The sequence below is a fragment of the Rhizobium sp. CBN3 genome, assembly GCF_030518245.1.
In the GTDB taxonomy this organism is placed as follows: Bacteria; Pseudomonadota; Alphaproteobacteria; order Rhizobiales; family Rhizobiaceae; genus Rhizobium; species Rhizobium aethiopicum_A.
In genome coordinates this window covers 47,186-70,271 of the sequence record NZ_JAULSE010000005.1, presented here as the reverse complement: position 1 = coordinate 70,271, position 23,086 = coordinate 47,186, and the positions used below count along the sequence as shown (strand labels likewise).

Here is a 23,086-nt window from a genome sequence, read left to right as displayed (position 1 = left end):
GTCTCCCGGAATGTCTCCGGAAGCCGCATCGCCTCAACAGGCGATCCGCCAGTTTCTCGCATCGCTTCGAAGTCCTACGCGTATTCTCGTCGCGATCTCGGGCGGCAGCGATTCCACCGGCCTGCTTCTCCTCCTCGATGAAGCCATAAAGGCCGCGCCCCATCCTGGAATTTCCCTTTGTGCCGCGACCATCGACCACGCGTTGCGCGCCGGCTCCGCAGACGAGGCGCGAGAGGTCGCAGCTCTCTGTGCATCCCTCGGCATTCCCCATATGATCGCTAGATGGCAGAGCGAAAAGCCGAAAACCGGCATCATGGCCGCGGCCCGTGAGGCCCGTTACGGCCTTCTGGCTGAGGCAGCCGAAGCGCTCGACGCCAATCTCATCGTCACCGGTCATACGCTGGACGACCAGCGCGAAACGCTTGCAATGCGTGGCATGCGAACGGAGCAGGTTTCGACCGGTATTGCCGATGCCGTGCTTTTCGACCGGCGATTCTGGATTTTGCGCCCATTTCTATTTTCCACACGCGCGGATATCCGCGCTTTCCTGCGGACGGGGGGCGTGCGGTGGATCGACGATCCGAGCAATGAGGATACCAGGTACGAGCGTGTGCGGATGCGCCGGCAGCTATCTGCCGATCCTGCGGCTGCGACAAATATTCGCGCAGCCTGGGAAGAGCGGCTCGCTCTGTCGTCTCGATCCGCCGAATGGCTGGATCGTCATTTCCAGCTTCACGGCGATGTGCTTGGGCAGGTGATGCCCGAGGGGTTGCGGCAGGACCGTGCGGTCCTCGACTATACGCTCGGCCGTCTGACGGCGGTGTTCGGCGGTCAGCCGTTCGTGCCGGGCAGGGTGCAGATGGACCGTATTCTCGCATTCGCAGCCGGCAGCGGGTCGGGACGGATGACCGCCGGCAGAGTGGTGTTCGATCTCAGGCGCGACGGGCTTTATCTGGCACGGGAAAACCGGGGGATGGTGCCGCTGGTATTGCGGCCGGGGGAGGCTGGGGTTTGGGACGGGCGATTTCAGGTGCGCAATGGGTCAGCGATCTCGATTGCAATCGAATCCGCCGCTACCCACTCTCCCTCATTCCTGTGCTTGTCACAGGAATCCAGCGCGCCCAAGTCCTTGGGCGCGGAAGACTCTCTTCCGCCGCACATGGAGTCATTCACCGCGCGGACGCGCGGTGGCTGGATTCCTGTGACAAGCACAGGAATGAGGGAGCGTCATTTTGGGCACCTGCCGAAGGCGGCATGGCAACGCGCAATCGCGTCGGCGCCTGCCTTATTCTCAGATGGAGCCTATTTATCTCTGGAATCCGCGTCATTGGTTGAACTGACGCCCTATTTCGCACCCTTCGACCGCTTTTTGACACGATTTGATTTCATCTTTGCCGACAGGCTTTCGGCGGTTTTCGCGATGGCGCCCTATGCGGGACTGCCTTTAAGAAGTATTGACGGAAAAACCATCTGACTTGGGGGATTGCCTTGGCAATAGCGCGGCGCAACCCTATGTTAGAACCTAATAAGACGGTCGCCATGAGGCGGCTGTTGCAGTGCTGGGGAGTTCAATGAACCCTAACTTACGTAATTTCGCATTGTGGGCGATTATCGCGCTTCTGCTGATCGCCCTTTTCAGCATGTTTCAGACGGCGCCGGCGCAGACGGGCTCCCGCGATATCCCTTATTCGCAGTTTCTGCGTGAGGTTGATGCGGGCCGTGTGAAGGAAGTCGTGGTCACGGGCAACCGTGTCTCCGGAAGCTATGTTGAAAATGGCTCCACCTTCCAGACCTATTCGCCTGTCATCGACGACAGCCTGCTCGATCGCCTGCAGCAGAAGAATGTGCTGGTTTCCGCCCGTCCAGAAACGGATGGTTCTTCGGGTTTTTTGAGCTATCTCGGCACGCTGTTGCCGATGCTTCTCATTCTCGGCGTCTGGCTGTTTTTCATGCGGCAGATGCAGGGCGGCTCCCGCGGCGCGATGGGTTTCGGCAAGTCCAAGGCCAAGCTGCTGACGGAAGCGCATGGCCGCGTGACCTTTGAAGACGTCGCGGGCGTCGACGAGGCCAAGCAGGATCTCGAGGAAATCGTCGAATTCCTGCGTGATCCGCAGAAGTTCCAGCGTCTCGGCGGCAAGATCCCGCGCGGTGTGCTACTGGTCGGCCCTCCGGGCACCGGTAAGACGCTGCTCGCCCGCTCGGTCGCCGGCGAAGCCAACGTGCCCTTCTTCACCATTTCCGGTTCCGACTTCGTCGAAATGTTCGTCGGTGTCGGTGCAAGCCGTGTGCGCGATATGTTCGAGCAGGCGAAGAAGAATGCGCCCTGCATCATCTTCATCGACGAAATCGATGCCGTCGGCCGCCATCGCGGCGCCGGTCTCGGCGGCGGCAATGACGAACGCGAGCAGACGCTGAACCAGTTGCTGGTCGAAATGGATGGCTTCGAGGCGAATGAGGGCGTGATCCTGATCGCCGCCACCAACCGCCCTGACGTTCTCGATCCCGCACTGCTGCGTCCCGGCCGTTTCGACCGCCAGGTCGTGGTGCCGAACCCTGATATCGTCGGCCGTGAGCGCATCCTCAAAGTGCATGCCCGCAACGTTCCGCTGGCGCCGAATGTCGATCTCAAGGTTCTCGCTCGCGGCACGCCCGGTTTCTCCGGCGCCGACCTGATGAACCTCGTCAACGAAGCCGCTCTCATGGCTGCCCGCCGCAACAAGCGCGTCGTCACCATGCAGGAGTTCGAGGACGCCAAGGACAAGATCATGATGGGCGCCGAGCGCCGTTCCTCGGCAATGACCGAAGCGGAGAAGAAGCTCACCGCCTATCACGAGGCCGGCCACGCCATCACGGCGCTCAACGTCGCCGTTGCCGATCCGCTGCACAAGGCGACGATCATTCCGCGCGGCCGTGCACTCGGCATGGTCATGCAGCTTCCCGAGGGCGATCGCTACTCGATGAGCTACAAATGGATGGTCTCGCGCCTCTGCATCATGATGGGCGGCCGCGTCGCCGAGGAACTCACCTTCGGCAAGGAGAACATCACTTCGGGCGCGTCTTCCGATATCGAGCAGGCCACCAAGCTTGCCCGCGCCATGGTCACGCAATGGGGCTTCTCCGACCAGCTTGGTCAGGTCGCCTATGGCGAGAATCAGCAGGAAGTCTTCCTCGGTCACTCGGTTTCGCAATCGAAGAATGTTTCGGAGGCGACCGCGCAGAAGATCGACAATGAAGTGCGCCGCCTGATCGACGAAGCCTATACGCAGGCCCGCACGATCCTGACGGAAAAGCACGACGAATTCGTCGCCCTTGCCGAAGGTCTGCTCGAATACGAGACCTTGACCGGTGACGAGATCAAGGCGCTGATCCGCGGTGAGAAACCCTCCCGCGATCTTGGCGACGATTCGCCTCCGAGCCGTGGATCGGCCGTTCCGAAGGCCGGCGTGCGGCCTGCCACCAAGGGCGATGAGCCCGAAGCCGGTCTCGAACCGCAGCCGCATTGAGCTGCGACACGATCTCGAAAACAGGCCGGATTTCCGCTATGGGAGATCCGGCCTTTTTCATTGGTAACGGGATATAATCATTTTTCTCGCTAATTTACGTGCCGATTGCCGCAATTTGTGGCATTCCGCTGAAGAGAAGCAAGCATGAATCACGCTCCTGGACTGATGACAATCCACTGAAGCCGGATTTGCTTGGAAAGATGCGCTGCCTTGAATGGCGCGCCAAAGTGCAGGAGTGCAGATGAAAAGACGCTATTTCGGTACGGACGGTATTCGCGGTCAATCCAACGTCTTCCCGATGACGCCGGATCTTGCCATGAGGGTCGGCATCGCCGCCGGCACGATCTTCCGCCGGGGCAACCACCGTCATCGCGTCGTCATCGGCAAGGATACGCGCCTTTCCGGCTATATGCTCGAGAACGCCATGGTGGCGGGCTTCACGGCTGCGGGCCTCGACGCTTTCATTCTCGGCCCGATCCCGACGCCCGCCGTCGCCATGCTGACGCGTTCGCTGCGCTGCGATATCGGCGTGATGATCTCCGCTTCGCACAATCCTTATGAAGATAACGGCATCAAGCTTTTCGGTCCCGACGGCTACAAGCTGTCGGACGACATCGAGGCCGAGATCGAGGACCTGCTCGAAAAGGACCTGAACGCGCAGCTCGCCAAATCCGACGATATCGGCCGGGCCAAGCGCGTCGACGGCGTGCATGACCGCTATATCGAACATGCCAAGCGCACGCTGCCGCGCGACGTGACGCTGCAGGGGCTAAGGGTCGCGATCGATTGCGCCAACGGTGCTGCCTACAAGGTGGCGCCCGCCGTGCTCTGGGAGCTTGGCGCCGATGTCGTTACCATCGGCAACGAGCCGAACGGCACCAACATCAATCTCAATTGCGGCTCCACCAGCCCCGTCGCATTGCAGAAGAAAGTCGATGAGGTTCGCGCCGATATCGGCATCGCGCTCGACGGCGACGCGGACCGCGTCATCATTATCGACGAGAACGGCTCGATCGTCGACGGCGACCAGCTGATGGCCGTCATCGCCGAGAGCTGGGCCGAGAGCCAGCAGCTGCGCGGCAACGGCATCGTGGCCACGGTCATGTCCAATCTCGGCCTCGAACGTTTCCTCGACGAACGCGGCATGGCGCTTGCCCGCACAAAGGTCGGCGACCGCTACGTCGTCGAGCATATGCGCCAGCACAATTACAATGTCGGCGGCGAGCAATCGGGCCACATCGTGCTTTCGGATTACGGGACGACGGGCGACGGTCTGGTCGCGGCGCTGCAGATCCTTGCCGCGGTCAAGCGCACCGGCCGCACCGTCAGCGAAGTCTGCCGCCGCTTCGAGCCGGTGCCGCAGCTCCTGCGCAATGTCCGCATCAGCGGCGGCAAGCCGCTGGAGGATATTCAGGTACAGAAGGCGATCGCCGATGCCGAAGCCGAGCTCGCCAAAAATGGCCGTCTCGTCATTCGCCCCTCGGGCACCGAGCCGCTGATCCGCGTCATGGCCGAGGGCGACGACCGCGCCCAGATCGAGCGCATCGTCAACGAGCTGATCGGCACGATCTCGAATGTCCGGACCGCTGCCTGATTCTGCGAGAACAGACAATGAAAAGGCCGGTGCGTGAGCGCCGGCTTTTTTTGTTGCGCACGTGAGTGGTATGTATCTCTGCTCAAACCATTTCACGAAGCAGTCGATCTTCTGTTTCATGCGACTGAGATGCTTGAAATCGAAGTAAACAAGCGTGGTTAAGCAGCTTTTAACGTTTCCAATTCATTATCCATGCAAAGCGTATCAGATTGGCAGCGACTGAGCTGCCGACGCAACGGGATTTTGGAGTGAAATCCATGAAAAGAAGCTTGTCCGGCATCTTCGCCGCATTCTTGATAGCGACAAATGCCTATTCTGCGGATCTCGCCCCTGCCGAACCCATTCCGGAGCAGCCGCCGGAGGTGACCGTCAGCGAAGCGACCGGCTGGTATCTGCGCGGCGATGTCGGTTATGCCTTCACAGATCTGCGCGGCGCGCGCTATTTCCAGGGCAGCAACGCCACGGAGGTTGATTTCGACGACGCCGATCTCGACGACGCATGGACCGTTGGCGGTGGTGTCGGTTATCAGATCAACAGCTATCTGCGCACCGATCTGACCTTCGACTATCTCACCCAGGCGGATTTCAAGGGCTCGACATCCGGGCAGTGCGGCTTCCCGCTGGTGGATTGCACCTCGCGCGACCGCTCTTCGCTGACCGCCTATACGCTGCTGGCCAACGCCTATGTCGATCTCGGCACCTACGGCTATGTGACGCCGTATGTCGGCGCCGGTATCGGCGGTTCCTACGTCAAATGGAAAAACCTGCGCAACGTCGCCTGCGCCGATGACGGCAGCTTCTGCGACGATGAGGTCACCCATAGCGGCAAGGGCAACTGGCGCTTCACCTACGCGCTCATGGCCGGCGCCTCGGTCGACGTGACCTGCAACTTCAAGGCCGATGTCGGCTACCGATACCTGCATATCGATGGCGGCAACATGTTCGGCTATGCCGAAAATGGCGGTCCGGGCCGCGACAAGGGCCTCAGCGCCCATGAAGTCCGCGTCGGTGGCCGCTACCTCTTCGGCGGATGCGCCCAGGCGAGCTACGAACCGCCGCCGGAAATCCCGCTGCAGCAGCCGGTCTACAAGTAAATCCAATCTCTTGCATCAGAAAGCCGTCCGACATCCGGACGGCTTTTTTCATTTTGACGAGCTCTCTGCGTCAAAATATCTTCCGCTTGCGACATTTCGATCTTGACTGTGAAGCCTCCGATCCATACACACGGCGGCGGGACACCCTTCCCCAACGAAGGGCTTTCTATCTGAGAGGATAGCATCATGGCGAAGACCGCAAAGCCGGACATCCGTCCGCACAATACCCATTTTTCTTCTGGCCCCTGCTCGAAGCGCCCCGGTTGGTCGCTCGAGGCCCTTTCCGACGCGGCCCTCGGCCGTTCGCACCGCGCGAAGGTCGGCAAGGCCAAGCTCAAGCAGGCCATCGACCTTACCCGTGAAATTCTCGAAGTGCCGGCGGATTACCGCATCGGCATCGTGCCGGCTTCCGACACCGGCGCCGTCGAAATGGCGCTCTGGTCGCTGCTCGGCGAACGCGGTGTCGACATGCTCGCCTGGGAAAGCTTCGGCGCCGGCTGGGTCACCGACGTGGTCAAGCAGTTGAAGCTCAAGGATGTGCGCAAGCTCGAAGCGGGTTACGGCGAGCTTCCCGATCTTTCCGCCGTCGATTTCGACCGCGACGTCGTCTTCACTTGGAACGGCACGACCTCGGGCGTGCGCGTGCCGAATGCCGATTTCATTCCTGCCGACCGCAAGGGTCTGACGATCTGCGACGCCACCTCGGCCGCATTCGCGCAGGAACTCGATTTCGCGAAGCTCGATGTGGTCACCTTCTCCTGGCAGAAGGTGTTGGGCGGCGAGGGTGCCCACGGCGTCATCATTCTCTCGCCGCGTGCTGTCGAGCGTCTTACCACCTATATGCCGGCCTGGCCGCTGCCGAAGATCTTCCGCATGACCTCGGGCGGCAAGCTGACGGAAGGCATCTTCCAGGGGGAGACGATCAACACGCCGTCGATGCTCTGCGTCGAGGACTATATCGATGCGCTGCTCTGGGCCAAGGAGCTCGGCGGTCTCCAGACGCTGATCGCTCGTGCCGATGCCAATGCCAAGGTCATCCACGATTTCGTCGCGGCAAACGACTGGATCGCCAATCTCGCCGTCAAGGCGGAAACGGCCTCCAACACCTCCGTCTGCCTGAAGATCGTCGACAAGGACATCACGGCTCTCGATGGCGACGGCCAGGCGAATTTCGCCAAGGGCCTCGTCGGCCTGCTGGAAAAGGAAGGTGTCGCCTATGACATCGGCCATTACCGCGACGCGCCGTCGGGCCTGCGCATCTGGGCCGGCGCCACGATCGAGGCATCCGACATGCAGAAGCTGATGCCTTGGCTTTCCTGGGCTTTCGAAACGCAGAAGGCGCAGCTCGCTCAGGCGGCCGCTTGACGTGATCGCATCCGGCTCCGCCACGTCCGGCGGAGCCCAGCATTCCACTTTCATTCATCGCTGAACACTTTTGAAGGAGGCCTCAATGGCACCTCGCGTTCTCGTATCCGACGAATTGTCGGAAACCGCCGTCCAGATCTTCCGCGACCGCGGCGTCGAAGTCGATTTCGAACCGCAGCTCGGCAAGGACAAGGACCGTCTGCTCGAAGTCATCGGCAAGTATGATGGTCTGGCCATCCGCTCCGCCACCAAGGTGACGGAAAAGATCATCGAGGGGGCGAAGAACCTCAAGGTTGTCGGCCGCGCCGGCATCGGCGTCGACAATGTCGATATCCCGGCCGCCTCGCGCCGCGGCATCATCGTCATGAACACGCCTTTCGGCAATTCGATCACGACCGCCGAACACGCAATCGCGCTGATGCTCGCCGTCGCCCGCCAGCTTCCGGCTGCCGATGCCTCGACGCAGGCCGGCAAATGGGAGAAGTCGAAATTCATGGGCGTCGAGATCACCGGTAAGACGCTCGGCGTCATCGGCGCCGGCAATATCGGCTCGATCGTCTGCTCCCGCGCCATCGGCCTCAAGATGCATGTCGTCGCCTATGACCCGTTTCTTTCCAAGGAGCGCGCCGAGGAGATGGGCGTCACCAAGGTCGAGCTCGACGAGCTTTTCGCCCGCGCTGATTTCATCACGTTGCACGTGCCGATGACCGACAAGACGCGCGGCATCCTCAACAAGCAAGCCCTGGCAAAGACGAAGCCCGGCGTGCGCATCATCAACTGCGCCCGCGGTGGCCTGGTCGATGAAGCGGCCCTGGCCGAAGCCATCAAGTCCGGCCATGTCGCCGGTGCTGCCTTCGACGTCTTCGAAGTCGAGCCCGCCAAGGAAAGCCCGCTCTTCGGCCTGCCGAACGTCGTCTGCACGCCGCATCTCGGCGCTTCGACGACCGAGGCGCAGGAAAATGTCGCGCTGCAGGTCGCCGAACAAATGTCGGACTACCTCGTCAAGGGCGCGGTTTCCAACGCCATCAACATGCCGTCGATCACCGCGGAAGAGGCGCCGATCCTGAAGCCGTTTATCCGTCTTGCCGACGTTCTCGGCGCCTTTGTCGGCCAGGTCACCGAAGAGCCAATCAAGGAAATCGAAATCCTCTATGACGGTATGACCGCCAACATGAACACGCGGGCGTTGACGAGCGCGGTTCTTGCGGGGCTGATCCGTCCGCAGGTCGCCGACGTCAACATGGTTTCCGCGCCGATCATGATCAAGGAAAAGGGCATCGTGCTTTCCGAGGTCAAGCGCGACAAAACAGGCGTCTTCGACGGCTATATCAAGCTGACGGTCACGACCGAAAGCATGACGCGCTCCGTCGCCGGCACGGTGTTTTCGGATGGCAAGCCGCGCTTCATCCAGATCAAGGGCATCAATCTCGATGCCGATGTCGGTTCGCACATGATCTACATCACCAATACCGACGTCCCCGGCATGATCGGCTTTATCGGCACGACGCTCGGCACTGCCGGCGTCAACATCGCCAACTTCCAGCTCGGCCGCGACAAGCAGGGTGGCGACGCCATCGCGCTGCTCTACGTTGACGGCGAGGTCGATGACGGCGTGCTGACGCAGTTGACGGCGCACCAGGCGATCCGCCAGGCAAAGCTGCTGACCTTCAACATTGACTGAGTTTCCTTCCTCCCAAGGAAACAAGAACCCGGCGCGGGAAACGGCGCCGGGTTTTTGCTGCGTCAGGAACAGGTTTCAATGATGTCGACGCCGCCGGACGATCCTGCCGAGACGGGCGGCCTCGTCCTGTGCCTTCGTGCGGTGAAGGAAGGCGAGCCTGCTGCCGTCAAAACCTTGGAAGAATTCATCCCAGGAAATCTCCTCCAGCGGCTCCGAGGAGAAATCGACGCGGACGGTTTCGCTGTCACGCGCGTCCTTTATGCGGGCGGGATGGCCGCCGCGCGCCTCGATCCAGTGTCTGATCCTGTTGTGATCCGCCGTCGTGCCGAACCTGGCCATGAAACCCTCCGCAGCATTCGATTGCGACATTGATCATCGGCAACGCATGACCGACAGAATAGTTCCATAGGTCGAAATTATTTTTTCACCATTTCCAGTTGTGCCGGTCAAGCATTCGTCATTTTGAGAATGGCGGCCGGAGCGGCATAATTCGCATGGGCTGAAAGGAGAATGACATGAAACACTATTCATTCTCGATAGTCGGACTGGCGCTGGTGGCTGTCGTCATCGCCAATCCAGGTATCGCATTTGCCTGCAACAAGCTGATCGGCACCTGAGCCGCACCCCCGCTTCCAAGGCGTGGCTTCGGCCGCGCCTTGCTTTCTCACGCGATTGCGAAACGAGCAGCTGCGCGCTGCCGCCACTTGCGTCGTGTTACAATCCTTTCTATATCGGTCCCTTATTCAAGAAAGGCGGCCGATCCCGCCTGAGATCAGCAATCCGCCGCAATTGCAGCGCAAGGGCGGATTATGAGCGCGCAGAATTTGGCACCACCGTTGAACACACTGGATTTTGACAAGAAGCCGGAAGAGACCCGCGTCGTCGTCGCCATGTCGGGCGGCGTCGATTCCTCGGTCGTGGCCGGCCTTCTCAAACAGCAGGGTTACGACGTGCTCGGCATCACGCTGCAGCTTTACGATCATGGCGCCGCTGTTCACCGCGCCGGCTCCTGCTGCGCCGGCCAGGACATCGACGATGCCCGCCGCGTCTGCGAAACCCTCGGCATTCCGCATTACGTGTTGGATTACGAGAAGCGCTTCCGCGAGACGGTGATCAATCCTTTCGCCGAAAGCTACGTGGCCGGCGAAACGCCGATCCCCTGCGTTTCCTGCAACCAGACCGTCAAGTTTGCCGATCTCCTGGCGACGGCGAAGGAGCTCGGCGCCGATGCGCTGGCGACTGGTCACTATATTCGTTCGCGGCCGAACCCCTCGTCTGAACATCCCGGCCGCCGCGCGCTTTTCCGCCCGGCCGACGCCGATCGCGACCAGAGTTATTTCCTGTTTGCCACGACGCAGGAGCAGATCGACTATCTCCGCTTTCCCTTGGGCGGCCTGCCCAAGGCCGAGACGCGCCGGCTCGCCGAGGAGATGGGTCTCGTCGTTGCCAAGAAGGCCGACAGCCAGGACATCTGCTTCGTGCCGCAAGGCAAATATTCCGATATCATCACCAAACTGAAGCCGAATGCGGCTCTCGCCGGCGAGATCGTCCATCTCGACGGCCGCGTGCTGGGAACCCATGAAGGCATCCTGCATTTCACCATCGGTCAGCGCCGCGGCATCGGCATCGCCACGGGCGAGCCGCTTTATGTCGTCTATCTCGACGCCCGCTCGCGCCGCGTCATCGTCGGGCCGAAGGAGGCGCTGGAAACGCATCGCGTCTATCTGCGCGACGTCAATTGGCTGGGCGACGTCCCGCTCGCAGAAGCCGCTGCCGGCGAAGGTTTCGCCTGCTACGCCAAGGTCCGTTCGACGCGGGCACCGGCGCCTGCCGTGCTGCATGTCGATGCGACCGGCACCTATGTCGATCTGACCGTTGGCGAGGCAGGTATCGCGCCCGGCCAGGCCTGCGCGCTCTATTCGGCGCCCGGCGACGACGCTCGTGTCTTCGGCGGCGGTTTCATCGAGCGCTCCGAACGCGAACCTTCGGCCGAAGCCTCGCTCAAGGCTCTGCTGGCCGGCCCCGTCGCCGCCTGAAACCCATCGGAAACGACGGGCGGCAAAGCTCAGCCTTTTTCTCCATCGTGCGCTTGACACAAAGCCGAAGCGCACCTTATAAGCCGCTCATCCCACGAGCCCGCAGCGCTTCGCGAGCAGGTATCGTTTGACCAGTGGCGGAGTAGCTCAGTAGGTCAGAGCAGAGGAATCATAATCCTTGTGTCGGGGGTTCAAATCCCTCCTCCGCTACCATTCTTATAGCCAACAGTTACGGGTGAGCGCACAGGGCAGGCCAATCTCGATATCCATTTCGTAGGGTTGCCGCGTTTTCTGTGGGCAGAATTTCAGGCGCCGTCACTTCGGCTCCGGCTGCTGGATCACTGGGGGTGGCGCTTCGTCCTTCCCGCTACTTCGAACGAATGGCTTGATCACCAGGATGCCCAGGATCGATGCTATCATCACGCCGATGATGATCACCATCAACATTCTCATGGCTCGCCTCAGTTAAAAAGGTCCTGCCGGTTGTTTATCGCTGATGATGAAGGTGTGACATCATCAGCAGTACGGCAAGACCCTTCTCGCTGGCCTCCTCGTCAAAACCGTCGTGGAGCCGCCGGTTTGTTTCCGACGATGGCGCCGATGCGGGCGAGCACAGGGTAAGCTTGTCCTTGTGTGTCAGCGCTGCAGGCTATTCTCTTTCAAAACCTTCGGCATTGTCGAAGAAATTGATGCCGCTGTCATAGGTGCGCCTCGTCAAACGATGAATTGGAAGTTGTCGTATTGCGCGCCATAATAATCAGGCCCGCTCGTTTCGGTGATGACGGGTTCGGTGTCGAGTATGAGATAGTCGATCAGGCCATAGGCGCTGAGATCAATCACTTGCGGGTCATGAATGCTGTCGGCGGTCACGTTGACCGTGACCAAGAACACGGTATCGCCGTTCAGCCTGCCTTCGATCGTCAGAACGTTGTCATAGTCTGATGTCCCGTTTGCCACGCTGAATTGCTCGATCTGAAAGCTGCCGCCATCTGCGGCCTGGATAGGCGTCCAGAATACGCCGCCTGAGAGATAATGATTGCCGTCAGCTTCCTTATGTATCGTTGCATCATCCCCATCGTGCCAGGCGCCCCAATCGAAGCCCTTGTAGCCTGTGGGGAAATCGTGTTTGCCGACATCCTCGAAATTGACGAAGATGTCGCCGCGCTCCGGCAGGTCGACCGTGATATTGAGCAAGCCGAAGTCGGTAGCGCCTTTGCCGTCCGAAATCTTGAATTTGAACTGGTCGAGGAGTTGATCCCCCGGGCCGAGCGCTGATACCACCGGATTGGAGTGATCGAGTTCATAGGTGTAGTAGCCGTTGGAATAGACGGTCAGCGTGCCGTACTTTCCCTCGATCGTCGTCGTCGTGGCCGGTCCATCCGGATTGGACGGTTGCGGAATTCGCTGCCCGTTCACGAAGTTGAGACGCACAAGATCTCCGTCGGCATCCATGTAACTGGTGCTGTCCAGAATGTTGCCGTCAATCGGCTTGTCGACGTCGAAAATAGGCTGGTATACGTCACCTGCGATCGGCTTGTGGTTTGCCATTTCTACCTCCCGTCTGAAGTATTGCTCAAATATGCAACCCTATCGGGTGCTTGGCAACGAAATTGACGGAGCGTCAGGTCAATTCAACCTATCAAATCCAGCAGAGGTAATTTTTCTGCAGCTCAAATATCCAAGTAGAGGCATTGGCTTCGACGTCTGCCAGCCTGATGATGACGTAGTCATGACGATATACTGCATTGATTGCTTCAATGCAGGCCGCCCACTCCGAGCAAGCTTTCTACTGCTTCGTGATCCCTCGACAAGTCCGACGGCGTTCCGGTCCAGGCCATCCTGCCGCGTTCGAGGATGATGACCCGACCGGCGAAGTCGAGCGCGCTTTGGATGCGTTGTTCGACCAGAAGGATCGTCATGTCGCCTGATTTGGCGAGTTCTGTAAAGGCGGCCATCAGTTCCTCACAGATCACGGGCGCCAGGCCCTCCAACGGTTCGTCGAGCAACAGAACGGACGGGCGGCCGAGAATGGTGCGGGCTGTTGAAAGCATCTGCTGCTCGCCGCCGGAGAGCTGGTTGCCGAGGTTGCGGCGGCGCTCCTTCAGGCGCGGGAACAGGATGTAAGCTTCCTCCAGTGCCGTCTTCGGCCGCGCCTTCAGACCGACGAAAAGGTTCTCTTCGACGGTCAGCGTCGGAAAGACGCAGCGTGTTTGAGGCACATAGCCGAGGCCCTTATGGGCGCGTGTTGCGCTCGGTGCTGCGGTGACATCCGAACCACCGAGGTGGATCTGGCCTTGATACCGCCTGGTCTGGCCGGCAAGCGTTGCCAGGAGCGTGGTCTTGCCCATACCGTTACGGCCGAGCACTGCTAGACGGGCGCCCGCCGGCACGGTGAAGGAGATGCCTTCGAGCACCCGCGTCGGCCCGTATCCGGCCGACAGGTTTTCAACCTCAAGCGACAGGGCTGGCATTGGCATAGCTCCCGAGATAGGCCTCGCGCACGCGGGCATCCTTGGTGACATCGGCCGGCAGGCCGTCGAAGATGATCGCGCCGGCCGCCAGCACGATGACGCGCTTGGCAAAACGGAAGACGAGGTCCATGTCGTGTTCGATCATCAGGACGGCGAGATCGGCGGGAAGGTCGGCCAGCGCCTGTTCGATTCGGCCGGTATCGCTTTGCGGCACGCCGGCCGCAGGCTCGTCGAGCAGCAGCACCTTCGGCCTCAGCGCCAGCGCCACGGCAATTTCGAGGAGCCGCTGCTGGCCATAGGCGATCTCGCTGACTCTGCGATGCATCAGCGAGGCCAGCCCGAGTTTACCCAGGAGATCGTCGACCTCCGCCATGACGTCGGGCATGGCGAGGAAATTCCCGAACATCTTGCGGGTCTTTCCGTCACGCTGAAGGACGGCGAGCCCCACATGTTCGGCGGGCGTCATATCCTGAAAAAGCCGCGTCACCTGAAAGGATCGGACGAGGCCGCGTTTGACCCTGCCGATCGCATCCACCTTCGTCACCGCCTCACCGCCGAGGCGAACCTCGCCGGAATCGGGGGAGAGATTGCCGGTGACGAGGTTGACGAAGGTGGTCTTGCCGGCGCCGTTCGGGCCGATCAGCGCGATGCGGTCGCCGGGCGCCATTGCCAGCGAGACATCATTGGTGACGGCAAGGCCGCCGAAGGCTTTCCTGAGATTGGTTACTTCGAAGACCGGGCTCATGCGCGCGTCTCCTTCCGGCGGCCGATCAAGGCGGCGGCCGTTCCGTAGAGGCCTTTCGGCGCAAACAGCACTACGGCGATCAGCAGGGCGCCGACCATGGTCAGCCAGTGAAAGGGGTTGGCGGCCGAGACATAATCTTCGAAGAACATGAAGATGACGGTGCCGGAGAGCGCGCCGAAGAGGGAACCGGTGCCGCCGAGCACGAGCATGACAAGCGCTTCGGCCGATTGCGTGAAGGACAGGCTGTCGAGCCCGACGACCTGGGTCGAGATCGCATTCAGCGCGCCGCCGACGCCGGCAACGGCGCCTGAGATCACGTACATCTTGATGAGAGCGGCCTTCGGCGAGCCGCCCATGGCGCGGATGCGCAGCGGGTCTTGCCGGATGCCGCGGCAGAGCATGCCGAAGGGTGAGCGAACCAGCAATCGCAGCAGCACGAAGACGATGACGAGCAGCGTCATTCCGAAGAAGAAGGCGGTGTGGCCGTAGAGATCGAATTCGAAAATGCCGAATATCGGATCCGGCGCGATGCCGGAAAGCCCGTCGCTGCCTCCCGTCCAGGCGGAGGCCTTGTTGGCAAATTCATGGAAGAGGTGGATGAGCGCAATCGACAGCACGAGCTGCGGCAGTCCGTGTGCACGCAGGATAATCGCGCCGCTGAGCAGTCCGGCAACCGCGCCTCCTGATATGCCTGCAAGCATCATCAGCAGCGGATCGTTGATGCCGTAATGCGCCGACAAAATTCCGGCGGCATAGGCGCCTGAGCCGAACAGCGCGGCATGGCCGAGCGTTGCGACACCGCAATAACCGGTCACGAGATCGAGCGACAGGACGAGCAGGGCGATCGTGATCATCCGCGTCAGAAGCGCCAGATTGTCGGGAAAGGCGAAATAGCCGACCGCGGCGATGGCCGTGATGGCCGCTACTCCGAGAAGATCGGCATTCACTGCGCGCCGATGCCGGAGGCGTTCGGTTTCGTTGTTCATGACGAGCGTCATCCTATTTCATCCTTCCGGCAAGGCCGCGCGGGAAGATGCAGATGATGGCGATCACGGCGAGATAGAAGAAGAATTCCCCGAATTCCGGCATCAGATAGCGTCCCGTCGTATCGATGGCGCCAAGCAGCAGGCAGGCAATCAGCGCGCCCGGAATGGAGCCGGCGCCGCCGACGGAGATGACGACGAGGAAGGTCACCATATAGCGAAGCGCGTAGTAAGGTTCGACCGGCAGCAGTTCGGCGCCGACCACACCGCCGAAGGCGGCAAGCCCGACGGCAACGGCAAAGCTCACCGCATAGATGATCTCGGTGCGCACGCCGAGTGCGGCAGCCATCGCCGCATCGTCGACGGAGGCGCGCAGCTTGACCCCGAAGCTCGTTCGCTCGATCGCGAACCACAGGGCGAGCGCAACGGCGAGACCGCAGAAGATGACGAAAAGCCGGTGCACGGGAATGGTGCGGAATCCGAGATCGGCCGATCCCTGCAAGGCGCCGGCAAGCGGTATCGTCTTCAGCGTCGGTCCCATCACGTAGTTCGCGATGCCGATGACGCAGAAAGTGATGCCGATTGTCATCAGCACCTGGGTCAGTTCAGGGGCGCCATAGATCCGGCGGTAGAGAAAACGCTCGAGCGGAATTGCGATGATGATCGTGACGAAGACGGCCGCGACGACTGCGACAGCATAACTAAGACCGAGGTCACGGGCGGCATAGGAGGCGATGTAGCCTCCGATCATGGCGAAGGCGCCATGCGCCAGGTTGACGACACGCATCAGCCCCATGGTCACGGAAAGGCCGATCGAGATCACGAAGAGCGCCATGCCATAGGCAAAGGCGTCGACGGCGATGCTGAAGACTGTCTGCATGAAAATACCTTACTTCGATGCGGCGGGCGCGATGCGCGAGCCCGCCGGTCCGGATGCCGCAATCTTACTTTACCGCCGCAAGGCCCGGGTCGCCCTGCTTCTCGAACGTCTGGATCTCCTTGTTGATGTAGGTCCCATCATCGGCCTTGACGACTTCGCGCAGATAGATGTTCTGGGTGATGTGCCGGCTTTCCGGATCGATCGAGACCGGGCCGCGCGGGCTCACCCAGGCTAGGCCCTTGACCGCGTCGACGGCCTTCTCTGCATCCTGCTTGCCACCCGTCGCCTCGATCATCTTGTAGATGACATACATGCCGTCATAGGCGCTGACGGAGGGGAAGGAGAGCTCTGCCTTGTTGCCGATCGCCTTGGCGGCAGCCTCGACGAAGGCCTTATTCTCGGGCGAGTCGTGGGAAACGGCATAGTGGAAGGTCGTCTGGATGCCGAGTGCGGCATCGCCGAGCGCCGGCAGATCGGATTCCTGCGTCAGATCCCCCGGCGCGAAGAACTTGATTCCGGCGGCCTTCAAGCCATTCTCGTTGTAGGCCTTGACGAAGCCGAGCGTCGTCGGGCCCGACGGCAAGAAGGCGAAGACGCCCTCGGCGCCGGAATCTTTGATGCGCTGCATGATCGGGCTGAAATCGTTGGTGGCAAGCGGCATGCGGATGGCCTCGACCACTTGACCGCCGGCCTTTTCGAAGCCGGCCTTGAAGGCATTCTCGGCGTCGATGCCGGGGCCGTAATCGCTGACGACCGAGATCACCTTCTTGACGCCTGCGTCGAAAGCGACCTTGGCGATCGGCGTCGAGGTTTGCCACGTCGTAAAGGAGGTGCGCACCACGAGCGGGCTCTTGGTCACGATCGCCGAAGTGGCGGCGTTCATGATAATCATCGGCACGTTGCCCTGCTTCAGAATCGGCGTCACCGCCATGGCGTCGGGGGTGAAATAGAAGCCGGCGAGATACTGGACCTTTTCCTTAACGATCAGTTCCTGCGCCAGCGCCTTGGATTGGGCCGGGTCGGCCTGCGGCACGTCGCGGTAGACGATCTCGACCGCGTCGCTGCCGACCTTGTTGCCGTTGACAGCCATATAAGCTTCGATGCCGGCCTTGAAGTTCTTGCCCTGGAGCGCGAAGGGACCGGAGAACGGCCCGATGACGCCGACCTTGATCGTGTCGGCATAGGCGCTGGTGCCCATAACAATTGCCGCAGCGGCGGCCAGAAACAGCTTCCTCATTTTTCTCTCTCCCTTTTCGGCGTACTCCAGCGCCGTATTGAATTTCTGGTTAGCTTGTCATGCGAAATGGTGATGTAAAATGAAATAAATCCCCAAACACATGATTTGCCGGTTATGGTTCTGCGTGGTCATGACCACTCGTTGTTCGCTGCGTCTATGCGCGACTTTCATGCTCGATCTTCGTGTCAGAACGGCAGTCCCACGTAGTTTTCCGCGAGCACCGTCGAGGCCGCACGGGAATGTGTGAGATAGTCGAGTTCGGCTTCCTGGATCTTCTGATCGAAATCGCCGGTATCGGGAAATCGGTGCATTATGGTCGTCATCCACCAGGAAAACCGCACGGCTTTCCATACGCGGGCGAGCGCCGTCTGCGAATAGGCGTCGATGCCGCTGTCGGAGCCTTCGCGGTAATGCTCGAGGAGCCCGCAGAACAGGTAATGGACATCGCTAGCTGCAAGGTTCAGCCCTTTGGCGCCGGTTGGCGGCACGATATGGGCGGCGTCGCCGACGAGAAAGAGCCGGCCGAAACGCATGGGCTCGGCGACGAAGGAGCGCAACGGAGCGATCGATTTTTCGAAGGATGGGGCGGTCGTCAATGCTTCGGCGTGATGGGCCGGCAGGCGCCGTCTCAACTCGTCCCAGAAGCGCTCGTCGCTCCAGTCTTCGATCTTCGCGTCAAGCGGGCACTGGATATAGTAGCGGCTGCGCGTGGCCGAGCGCATCGAACAGAGCGCGAAGCCCCTCGCGTGGTTGGCGTAGATCAGTTCATGGCTGACCGGCGCCACGTCGGCAAGCAGGCCGAGCCAGCCGAAGGGATAGACCTTCTCGAAACTTCGGATCGCCCGTTCGGGAACGGCTCTGCGGCTTATTCCATGAAAGCCGTCGCAGCCGGCGATGAAATCGCAATCGATGCGGTGGCTGATACCATCCTTCGCGTAGGTAACGAAGGGCGAGCCACGGTCGATATCATGCGGAGCCACATCGGCGGCATCATAGATCGAAAGGGCGCCACAAGCTTCCCGCCGCTCCATAAGATCGCGCGTCACCTCGGTTTGTCCGTAAACGGTCACGCGCCTGCCGCCGGTCAATTCGTGAAGATCGATGCGATGGTCGCGGCCGTCGAAGGCCAGCGAGAAGCCGTCGTGCGGCAAGCCTTCGGCATGCAATCTTCTTCCAGCTTTGGCCTCGTCCAACAGCCCGACAGTGCCTTCCTCCAGCACGCCGGCGCGGACGCGGCCGAGGATATAGTTCTTGCTCACGCGGTCGAGGATGACGTTGTCAATTCCAACTTCGGTCAGAAGCTGACCGAGCAGCAGGCCGGATGGCCCCGAACCGATGATTGCGACCTGGGTTCGCAAATGCTTCCTCCCTTGCATTTTTGCGTTTTGTCAGATTCTGCCGCGCCGCCATTGCCGCGACAATGGACATTCCGGCCAAAAAATTGCATTTATCGAACATTGGCACGGGAGGAAGCCGATGAGCAGGCATATACCGACCTACGAGCTCTATGGCGAAAATACCGGGCGATCTCCGGAATTCTGGTTGCATTGCGAAACAATCCGCTCCCGCAGCAGCCTGCATCAATGGGAAATTCGGCTTCACCGCCACGAGAGCTTCTTTCAGATATTATACATCGAAGCGGGCTCGGGCGATGCGATCTTCGGCAAGAGGAGCCATACCATCCGTCCGCCGGCGGTCATCACGGTTCCCCCTGGGCTTGATCACGGCTTTCGCTTCTCACGTGATATCGACGGCCTGGTGATCACCATCTTGAGGTCCCATCTCAGCCACCCGCCCGGCGAGCGAAGCCAGCTCGGCGAGTGGTTGGCGATGCCGCATCTGACGCTCCTTGATCCCGATAACGCCGAGGCTGCCTATGTCATGCAGACGCTGAGGCGGCTCGGCGACGAATTCGAAAACCGCCGCGGTGGCCGCAACGAGGTATTGGCTGCCTATGTCGGGCTGGCGTTGCGGCTGACGGCGCGGATTTCGCATGAAGGACATGCGCAGGAGCTTCCGACAAACGAGAACGAGCGGCGGATGGAGATGCTGGATGAACTGATCCAGCAGCATTTTCGATCGCACAGGCCGGCTTCCTTCTACGCCGGGGAACTTGGCATTTCCCCGACGCATCTCACCCGTATCGTCCGGTCGATGACGGGAAACACCCCGCATGAGTTGATCGCCGGCAAACTCATTGAGGAAGCGAAGCGTCAGCTCGTCTTTACCATCGGCAGCGTTCAGGAGATCGGATTTCGCCTCGGCTTTGCCGATCCGGCCTATTTCTCGCGCTTCTTCCTGAAATATACCGGCGAAACGCCGCGGGTCTGGCGCGTGAGGGAGAAGGTTCGGCTTGAGGGTGCATAACAGCAATCACTCACGGAGCCCCCCGGCGCGATCTCTACGGCGCCAGATACTCGATTTTCTGCAGATCGTTTAGTGAACTAACCCGGCGTGGTCCTGAACATTATATGATCTACGCAATGCCCATTTTCGGTTTTCTTATAAGCCACCTCAAGAGACATTGATGTTTCAATAAAAAAGATAGAATACGCCATAATATCAATGCTGGCTGCGCTGCCTGTTGAAGCTTTCTTGCAGTCAATCATTCTGTTCGCGGCCACGAACATCTCGTCATGTTCGCTTATCCTATCAAAATTCCTGTATAGACCGCTGGTGTAAATTCTATATAACTCCAAGTTTACGTAGAAATGCATGTTATTTATGATGTATAATATTTCGACAGCCAGTAATGAAGCCAACATTGCATCAAGAAATTTTACTGATATTTTGGGAATCATTGTACTGTCTTGCGGATCATATTTGCAACAATCGTGAAGAGTAAACTTGCCCAACATTCCTGAGCTAATCAATGCCAGCCTACGCGCGATTGGCGTCTCTGTTATCAAAACCAGTTCCATTTGATGCAGCTATGCCACCAAGCATGATGTCGGATGCTGCTAGGTTTGCGGTTGTTAGATGCCAGTGACCCACCCGATTGAGGCTGCCTAACAGAAACACCTGTGCCTACCCGGGAATATCAAAACCTCGGACTTCTCCGGCGATTCCTCGTCCTCGCCTCACGCCGCCGGCCACGTCCAGTCCCGCACCTCCGGCATGTCCTCTCCGTATTCCCTGACATAGTCGTGATGCTCGGCGAGCTTGCCGTGGAAGGCGGCAAGCGCGTCTTTGGCCTTCTCCTTCAGGCCCGGCACGCGCTCGATGGCTTCGATGGCGAGATGGTAGCGGTCGAGTTCGTTGAGGACGGTCATGTCGAAAGGCGTGGTCGTCGTGCCTTCCTCGATAAAGCCGCGGACGTGGATGTTCTCGTGGTTGGTGCGCTTATAGGTCAGGCGGTGAATGAGATAGGGATAGCCGTGATAGGCGAAAATGACCGGCTTATCGGCGGTGAAGATCGCGTCGAAGGCCTCGTCGGAAAGGCCATGCGGATGCTGGTCCCTGGATTGCAGCGCCAAGAGGTCGACGACATTGACGGTGCGGATCTTCAGCTCGGGAATGGCCTTGCGCAGAAGATCGACGGCGGCGAGCGTTTCCATCGTCGGGACATCGCCGGCGCAGGCCATGACGAGATCAGGCGAGATCGTGTCCTCCTCGTTGCTTGCCCAGTGCCAGATGCCGATGCCGGCCTCGCAATGTTTCACCGCCTCGTCCATCGACAGCCATTGCGGCTCCGGCTGCTTGCCAGCGACGATGACGTTGACGCGGTCATAGGTGCGCAGGCAATGATCGCCGACCCAGAGCAGGCTGTTGGCGTCCGGCGGCAGGTAGATGCGGACGATGTCGGCTTTCTTGTTGGCGACGAGATCGACGAAACCAGGATCCTGGTGGCTGAAGCCGTTATGGTCCTGTCGCCAGACATGCGAGGTCAGCAGGTAGTTCAGCGATGAGATCGGCTTTCGCCATTCGAGCTCGCGCGTCACCTTCAGCCATTTGGCGTGCTGGTTGAACATGGAATCGATGATGTGGATGAAGGCCTCGTAACAGGAAAAGAGGCCGTGCCGGCCAGTCAGGAGATAACCTTCCAGCCAGCCCTGGCAGAGATGTTCGGAGAGCACCTCCATGACACGCCCATCGCGAGAGAGGTGGACATCATAAGGTTCGATGTCCTCCATCCAGACACGGTCGGTGACGTCGAAGACGCTGCCGAGGCGATTCGATTCCGTCTCGTCGGGGCCGAAGATGCGGAAGTTTGCCGCCTTGGCGTTGAGCTTCATCGTGTCACGCAGGTAATGGCCAAGGATCTCCGTCGATTGGGCGACAACGCTGCCGCGCTTGCCGATGTCGACTGCATAATCCCGAATATCGGGCACGGCCAATTCCTTGCGCAGCAGGCCGCCATTGGCATGCGGATTGGCGCCCATGCGGCGTTTGCCAGCGGGGGCAAGCGCCCGCAGTTCCGGTTTCAGCCGGCCGTCGGCGCCGAACAGGTCTTCGGGATCATAGCCGCGCATCCAGTCCTCGAGAATCTTGCGGTGGTCGTCATTCCCGCGGCAGTTGGAGACCGGCACCTGGTGGGCTCGCCAGAAATCTTCCACCTTCTTGCCGTCGACCTCCTTTGGGCCTGTCCAACCCTTGGGGCTGCGCAGCACAATCATTGGCCAGCGCGGGCAGCCGGCTGTGCTCTTGCCGCTGCGGGCTTGCTCCTGGATCTCGCGGATGCGCTCGAAGACCCGGTCCAGCGTCGCAGCCATTTGTTGGTGCATGTCGCGCGGCTCATGGCCGGTGACGAAAAGCGGCTCGTAGCCGTAGCCTTCGAAGAGACGTCGGAGGTCGTCGTCACCCGCCCGGCCTAAAATGGTCGGATTGGCGATCTTATAGCCGTTCAGATGCAGGATCGGCAGAACGGCGCCGTCGCGGGCGGGATTGAGGAACTTGTTGGAATGCCAGCTGGCGGCGAGCGGCCCGGTTTCGGCCTCACCGTCGCCGACGATGCAGGCGACGGTGAGGTCGGGATTGTCGAAGGCGGCGCCATAGGCATGGACGAGGGCGTAGCCGAGTTCGCCGCCCTCATGGATCGACCCCGGTGTTTCCGGCGCCGCATGGCTTGGAATGCCGCCGGGAAAGGAAAATTGGCGGAAGAGCCTGCGCATCCCCTCGGCGTCTTCGGAAATATCGGGATAGATTTCGCTGTAGGTGCCTTCGAGATAGGTGTTGGCGACCATGCCCGGCCCGCCGTGACCGGGGCCGCATATGTAGATGACGTCGAGATCGCGGGCTCGGATGAGGCGGTTCAGATGCGCATAGATGAAGTTGAGGCCGGGCGTCGTGCCCCAGTGGCCGAGCAGACGGGGCTTGATGTGCTCTGACTTCAGCGGCTCGCGCAGCAGCGGATTGGCAAGCAGGTAGATCTGGCCGACCGAGAGATAGTTGGCGGCCCGCCAGTAGCGGTCAATCAGGGTGAGTTCAGCATCGGTCAGGGCGGCGGCGGTCGAGACATGCTTTTCCATTGGCTTCTCCCGTTCGAAAACACGTTCAA

18 protein-coding genes and 1 tRNA gene are annotated in these 23,086 nt (G+C 60.4%); 9 read left to right on the top strand and 10 right to left on the bottom strand.

Annotated elements, in window-relative coordinates:
* Positions 1 to 10: 10 nt before the first annotated feature.
* From tilS to serA, 6 genes are all read left to right on the top strand, one after another.
* A complete protein-coding gene (tilS, locus tag QWJ46_RS09850) occupies positions 11 to 1,474 on the top strand; it encodes a tRNA lysidine(34) synthetase TilS (protein WP_302750986.1) in 1,464 nt (487 codons plus the stop codon).
* A gap of 97 nt (positions 1,475 to 1,571) precedes the next feature.
* Positions 1,572 to 3,503, top strand: a complete 1,932-nt coding sequence (gene ftsH, locus QWJ46_RS09845) for an ATP-dependent zinc metalloprotease FtsH (protein WP_064804766.1) — start codon at positions 1,572 to 1,574, stop codon at positions 3,501 to 3,503.
* 241 nt (positions 3,504 to 3,744) lie between these two features.
* Entirely contained in the window at positions 3,745 to 5,097 is a 1,353-nt protein-coding gene (gene glmM, locus QWJ46_RS09840) for a phosphoglucosamine mutase (protein WP_184455082.1), read from the top strand.
* Positions 5,098 to 5,354: 257 nt separating this feature from the next.
* Positions 5,355 to 6,191 carry an outer membrane protein gene (locus tag QWJ46_RS09835; protein WP_302750980.1) on the top strand — a complete coding sequence of 279 codons (837 nt, stop codon included), beginning with the start codon at positions 5,355 to 5,357 and terminating at the stop codon, positions 6,189 to 6,191.
* A gap of 186 nt (positions 6,192 to 6,377) precedes the next feature.
* Positions 6,378 to 7,556 carry a phosphoserine transaminase gene (locus QWJ46_RS09830; protein WP_302750979.1) on the top strand — a complete coding sequence of 393 codons (1,179 nt, stop codon included), beginning with the start codon at positions 6,378 to 6,380 and terminating at the stop codon, positions 7,554 to 7,556.
* A gap of 85 nt (positions 7,557 to 7,641) precedes the next feature.
* Complete coding sequence (gene serA, locus QWJ46_RS09825) at positions 7,642 to 9,237, top strand: phosphoglycerate dehydrogenase (RefSeq protein ID WP_302750978.1); 1,596 nt, start codon at positions 7,642 to 7,644, stop codon at positions 9,235 to 9,237.
* A gap of 75 nt (positions 9,238 to 9,312) precedes the next feature.
* Here serA and QWJ46_RS09820 read toward each other — a convergent pair whose 3' ends face one another.
* A complete protein-coding gene (locus QWJ46_RS09820; RefSeq protein WP_302750976.1) occupies positions 9,313 to 9,576 on the bottom strand; it encodes a hypothetical protein in 264 nt (87 codons plus the stop codon).
* Positions 9,577 to 10,073: 497 nt separating this feature from the next.
* Here QWJ46_RS09820 and mnmA point away from each other — a divergent pair, with 497 nt between their 5' ends.
* Both mnmA and QWJ46_RS09810 read left to right on the top strand, forming a co-directional pair.
* Positions 10,074 to 11,273 carry a tRNA 2-thiouridine(34) synthase MnmA gene (gene mnmA / locus QWJ46_RS09815; RefSeq protein ID WP_302750974.1) on the top strand — a complete coding sequence of 400 codons (1,200 nt, stop codon included), beginning with the start codon at positions 10,074 to 10,076 and terminating at the stop codon, positions 11,271 to 11,273.
* A gap of 136 nt (positions 11,274 to 11,409) precedes the next feature.
* Positions 11,410 to 11,486, top strand: a tRNA-Met gene (locus tag QWJ46_RS09810).
* Between the two features lie 102 nt (positions 11,487 to 11,588).
* Here the strand turns inward: QWJ46_RS09810 and QWJ46_RS09805 are convergent.
* From QWJ46_RS09805 to pobA, 8 genes are all read right to left on the bottom strand, one after another.
* Entirely contained in the window at positions 11,589 to 11,714 is a 126-nt protein-coding gene (locus QWJ46_RS09805) for a hypothetical protein (protein WP_302750972.1), read from the bottom strand.
* Positions 11,715 to 11,987: 273 nt separating this feature from the next.
* Complete coding sequence (locus QWJ46_RS09800; protein WP_302750970.1) at positions 11,988 to 12,821, bottom strand: VCBS domain-containing protein; 834 nt, start codon at positions 12,819 to 12,821, stop codon at positions 11,988 to 11,990.
* Positions 12,822 to 13,027: 206 nt separating this feature from the next.
* Positions 13,028 to 13,744 (bottom strand): ABC transporter ATP-binding protein, encoded by a 717-nt coding sequence (locus QWJ46_RS09795; protein ID WP_302750968.1) that lies wholly within the window; start codon positions 13,742 to 13,744, stop codon positions 13,028 to 13,030.
* A complete protein-coding gene (locus QWJ46_RS09790; RefSeq protein WP_085779309.1) occupies positions 13,725 to 14,489 on the bottom strand; it encodes an ABC transporter ATP-binding protein in 765 nt (254 codons plus the stop codon). The genes QWJ46_RS09795 and QWJ46_RS09790 overlap by 20 nt, the downstream gene beginning before the upstream one ends.
* Positions 14,486 to 15,487 carry a branched-chain amino acid ABC transporter permease gene (locus tag QWJ46_RS09785; RefSeq protein ID WP_184455089.1) on the bottom strand — a complete coding sequence of 334 codons (1,002 nt, stop codon included), beginning with the start codon at positions 15,485 to 15,487 and terminating at the stop codon, positions 14,486 to 14,488. Before QWJ46_RS09785 ends, QWJ46_RS09790 begins: the two co-directional genes overlap by 4 nt.
* A gap of 1 nt (position 15,488) precedes the next feature.
* A complete protein-coding gene (locus QWJ46_RS09780) occupies positions 15,489 to 16,352 on the bottom strand; it encodes a branched-chain amino acid ABC transporter permease (protein ID WP_302750964.1) in 864 nt (287 codons plus the stop codon).
* Positions 16,353 to 16,416: 64 nt separating this feature from the next.
* Positions 16,417 to 17,589, bottom strand: a complete 1,173-nt coding sequence (locus QWJ46_RS09775) for an ABC transporter substrate-binding protein (RefSeq protein WP_302750962.1) — start codon at positions 17,587 to 17,589, stop codon at positions 16,417 to 16,419.
* Positions 17,590 to 17,774: 185 nt separating this feature from the next.
* Positions 17,775 to 18,947, bottom strand: coding sequence for a 4-hydroxybenzoate 3-monooxygenase (gene pobA / locus QWJ46_RS09770; protein ID WP_302750960.1), 1,173 nt, complete (start codon positions 18,945 to 18,947; stop codon positions 17,775 to 17,777).
* Between the two features lie 118 nt (positions 18,948 to 19,065).
* Here pobA and QWJ46_RS09765 point away from each other — a divergent pair, with 118 nt between their 5' ends.
* The gene (locus QWJ46_RS09765; RefSeq protein ID WP_302750958.1) at positions 19,066 to 19,956 is read left to right on the top strand and encodes a helix-turn-helix domain-containing protein; all 891 of its coding nucleotides are present in this window, start codon (positions 19,066 to 19,068) and stop codon (positions 19,954 to 19,956) included.
* Between the two features lie 713 nt (positions 19,957 to 20,669).
* Here QWJ46_RS09765 and QWJ46_RS09760 read toward each other — a convergent pair.
* Positions 20,670 to 23,057: a phosphoketolase gene (locus tag QWJ46_RS09760; protein WP_302750956.1), complete on the bottom strand. Its 2,388-nt coding sequence runs from the start codon at positions 23,055 to 23,057 to the stop codon at positions 20,670 to 20,672.
* Positions 23,058 to 23,086: the final 29 nt, after the last annotated feature.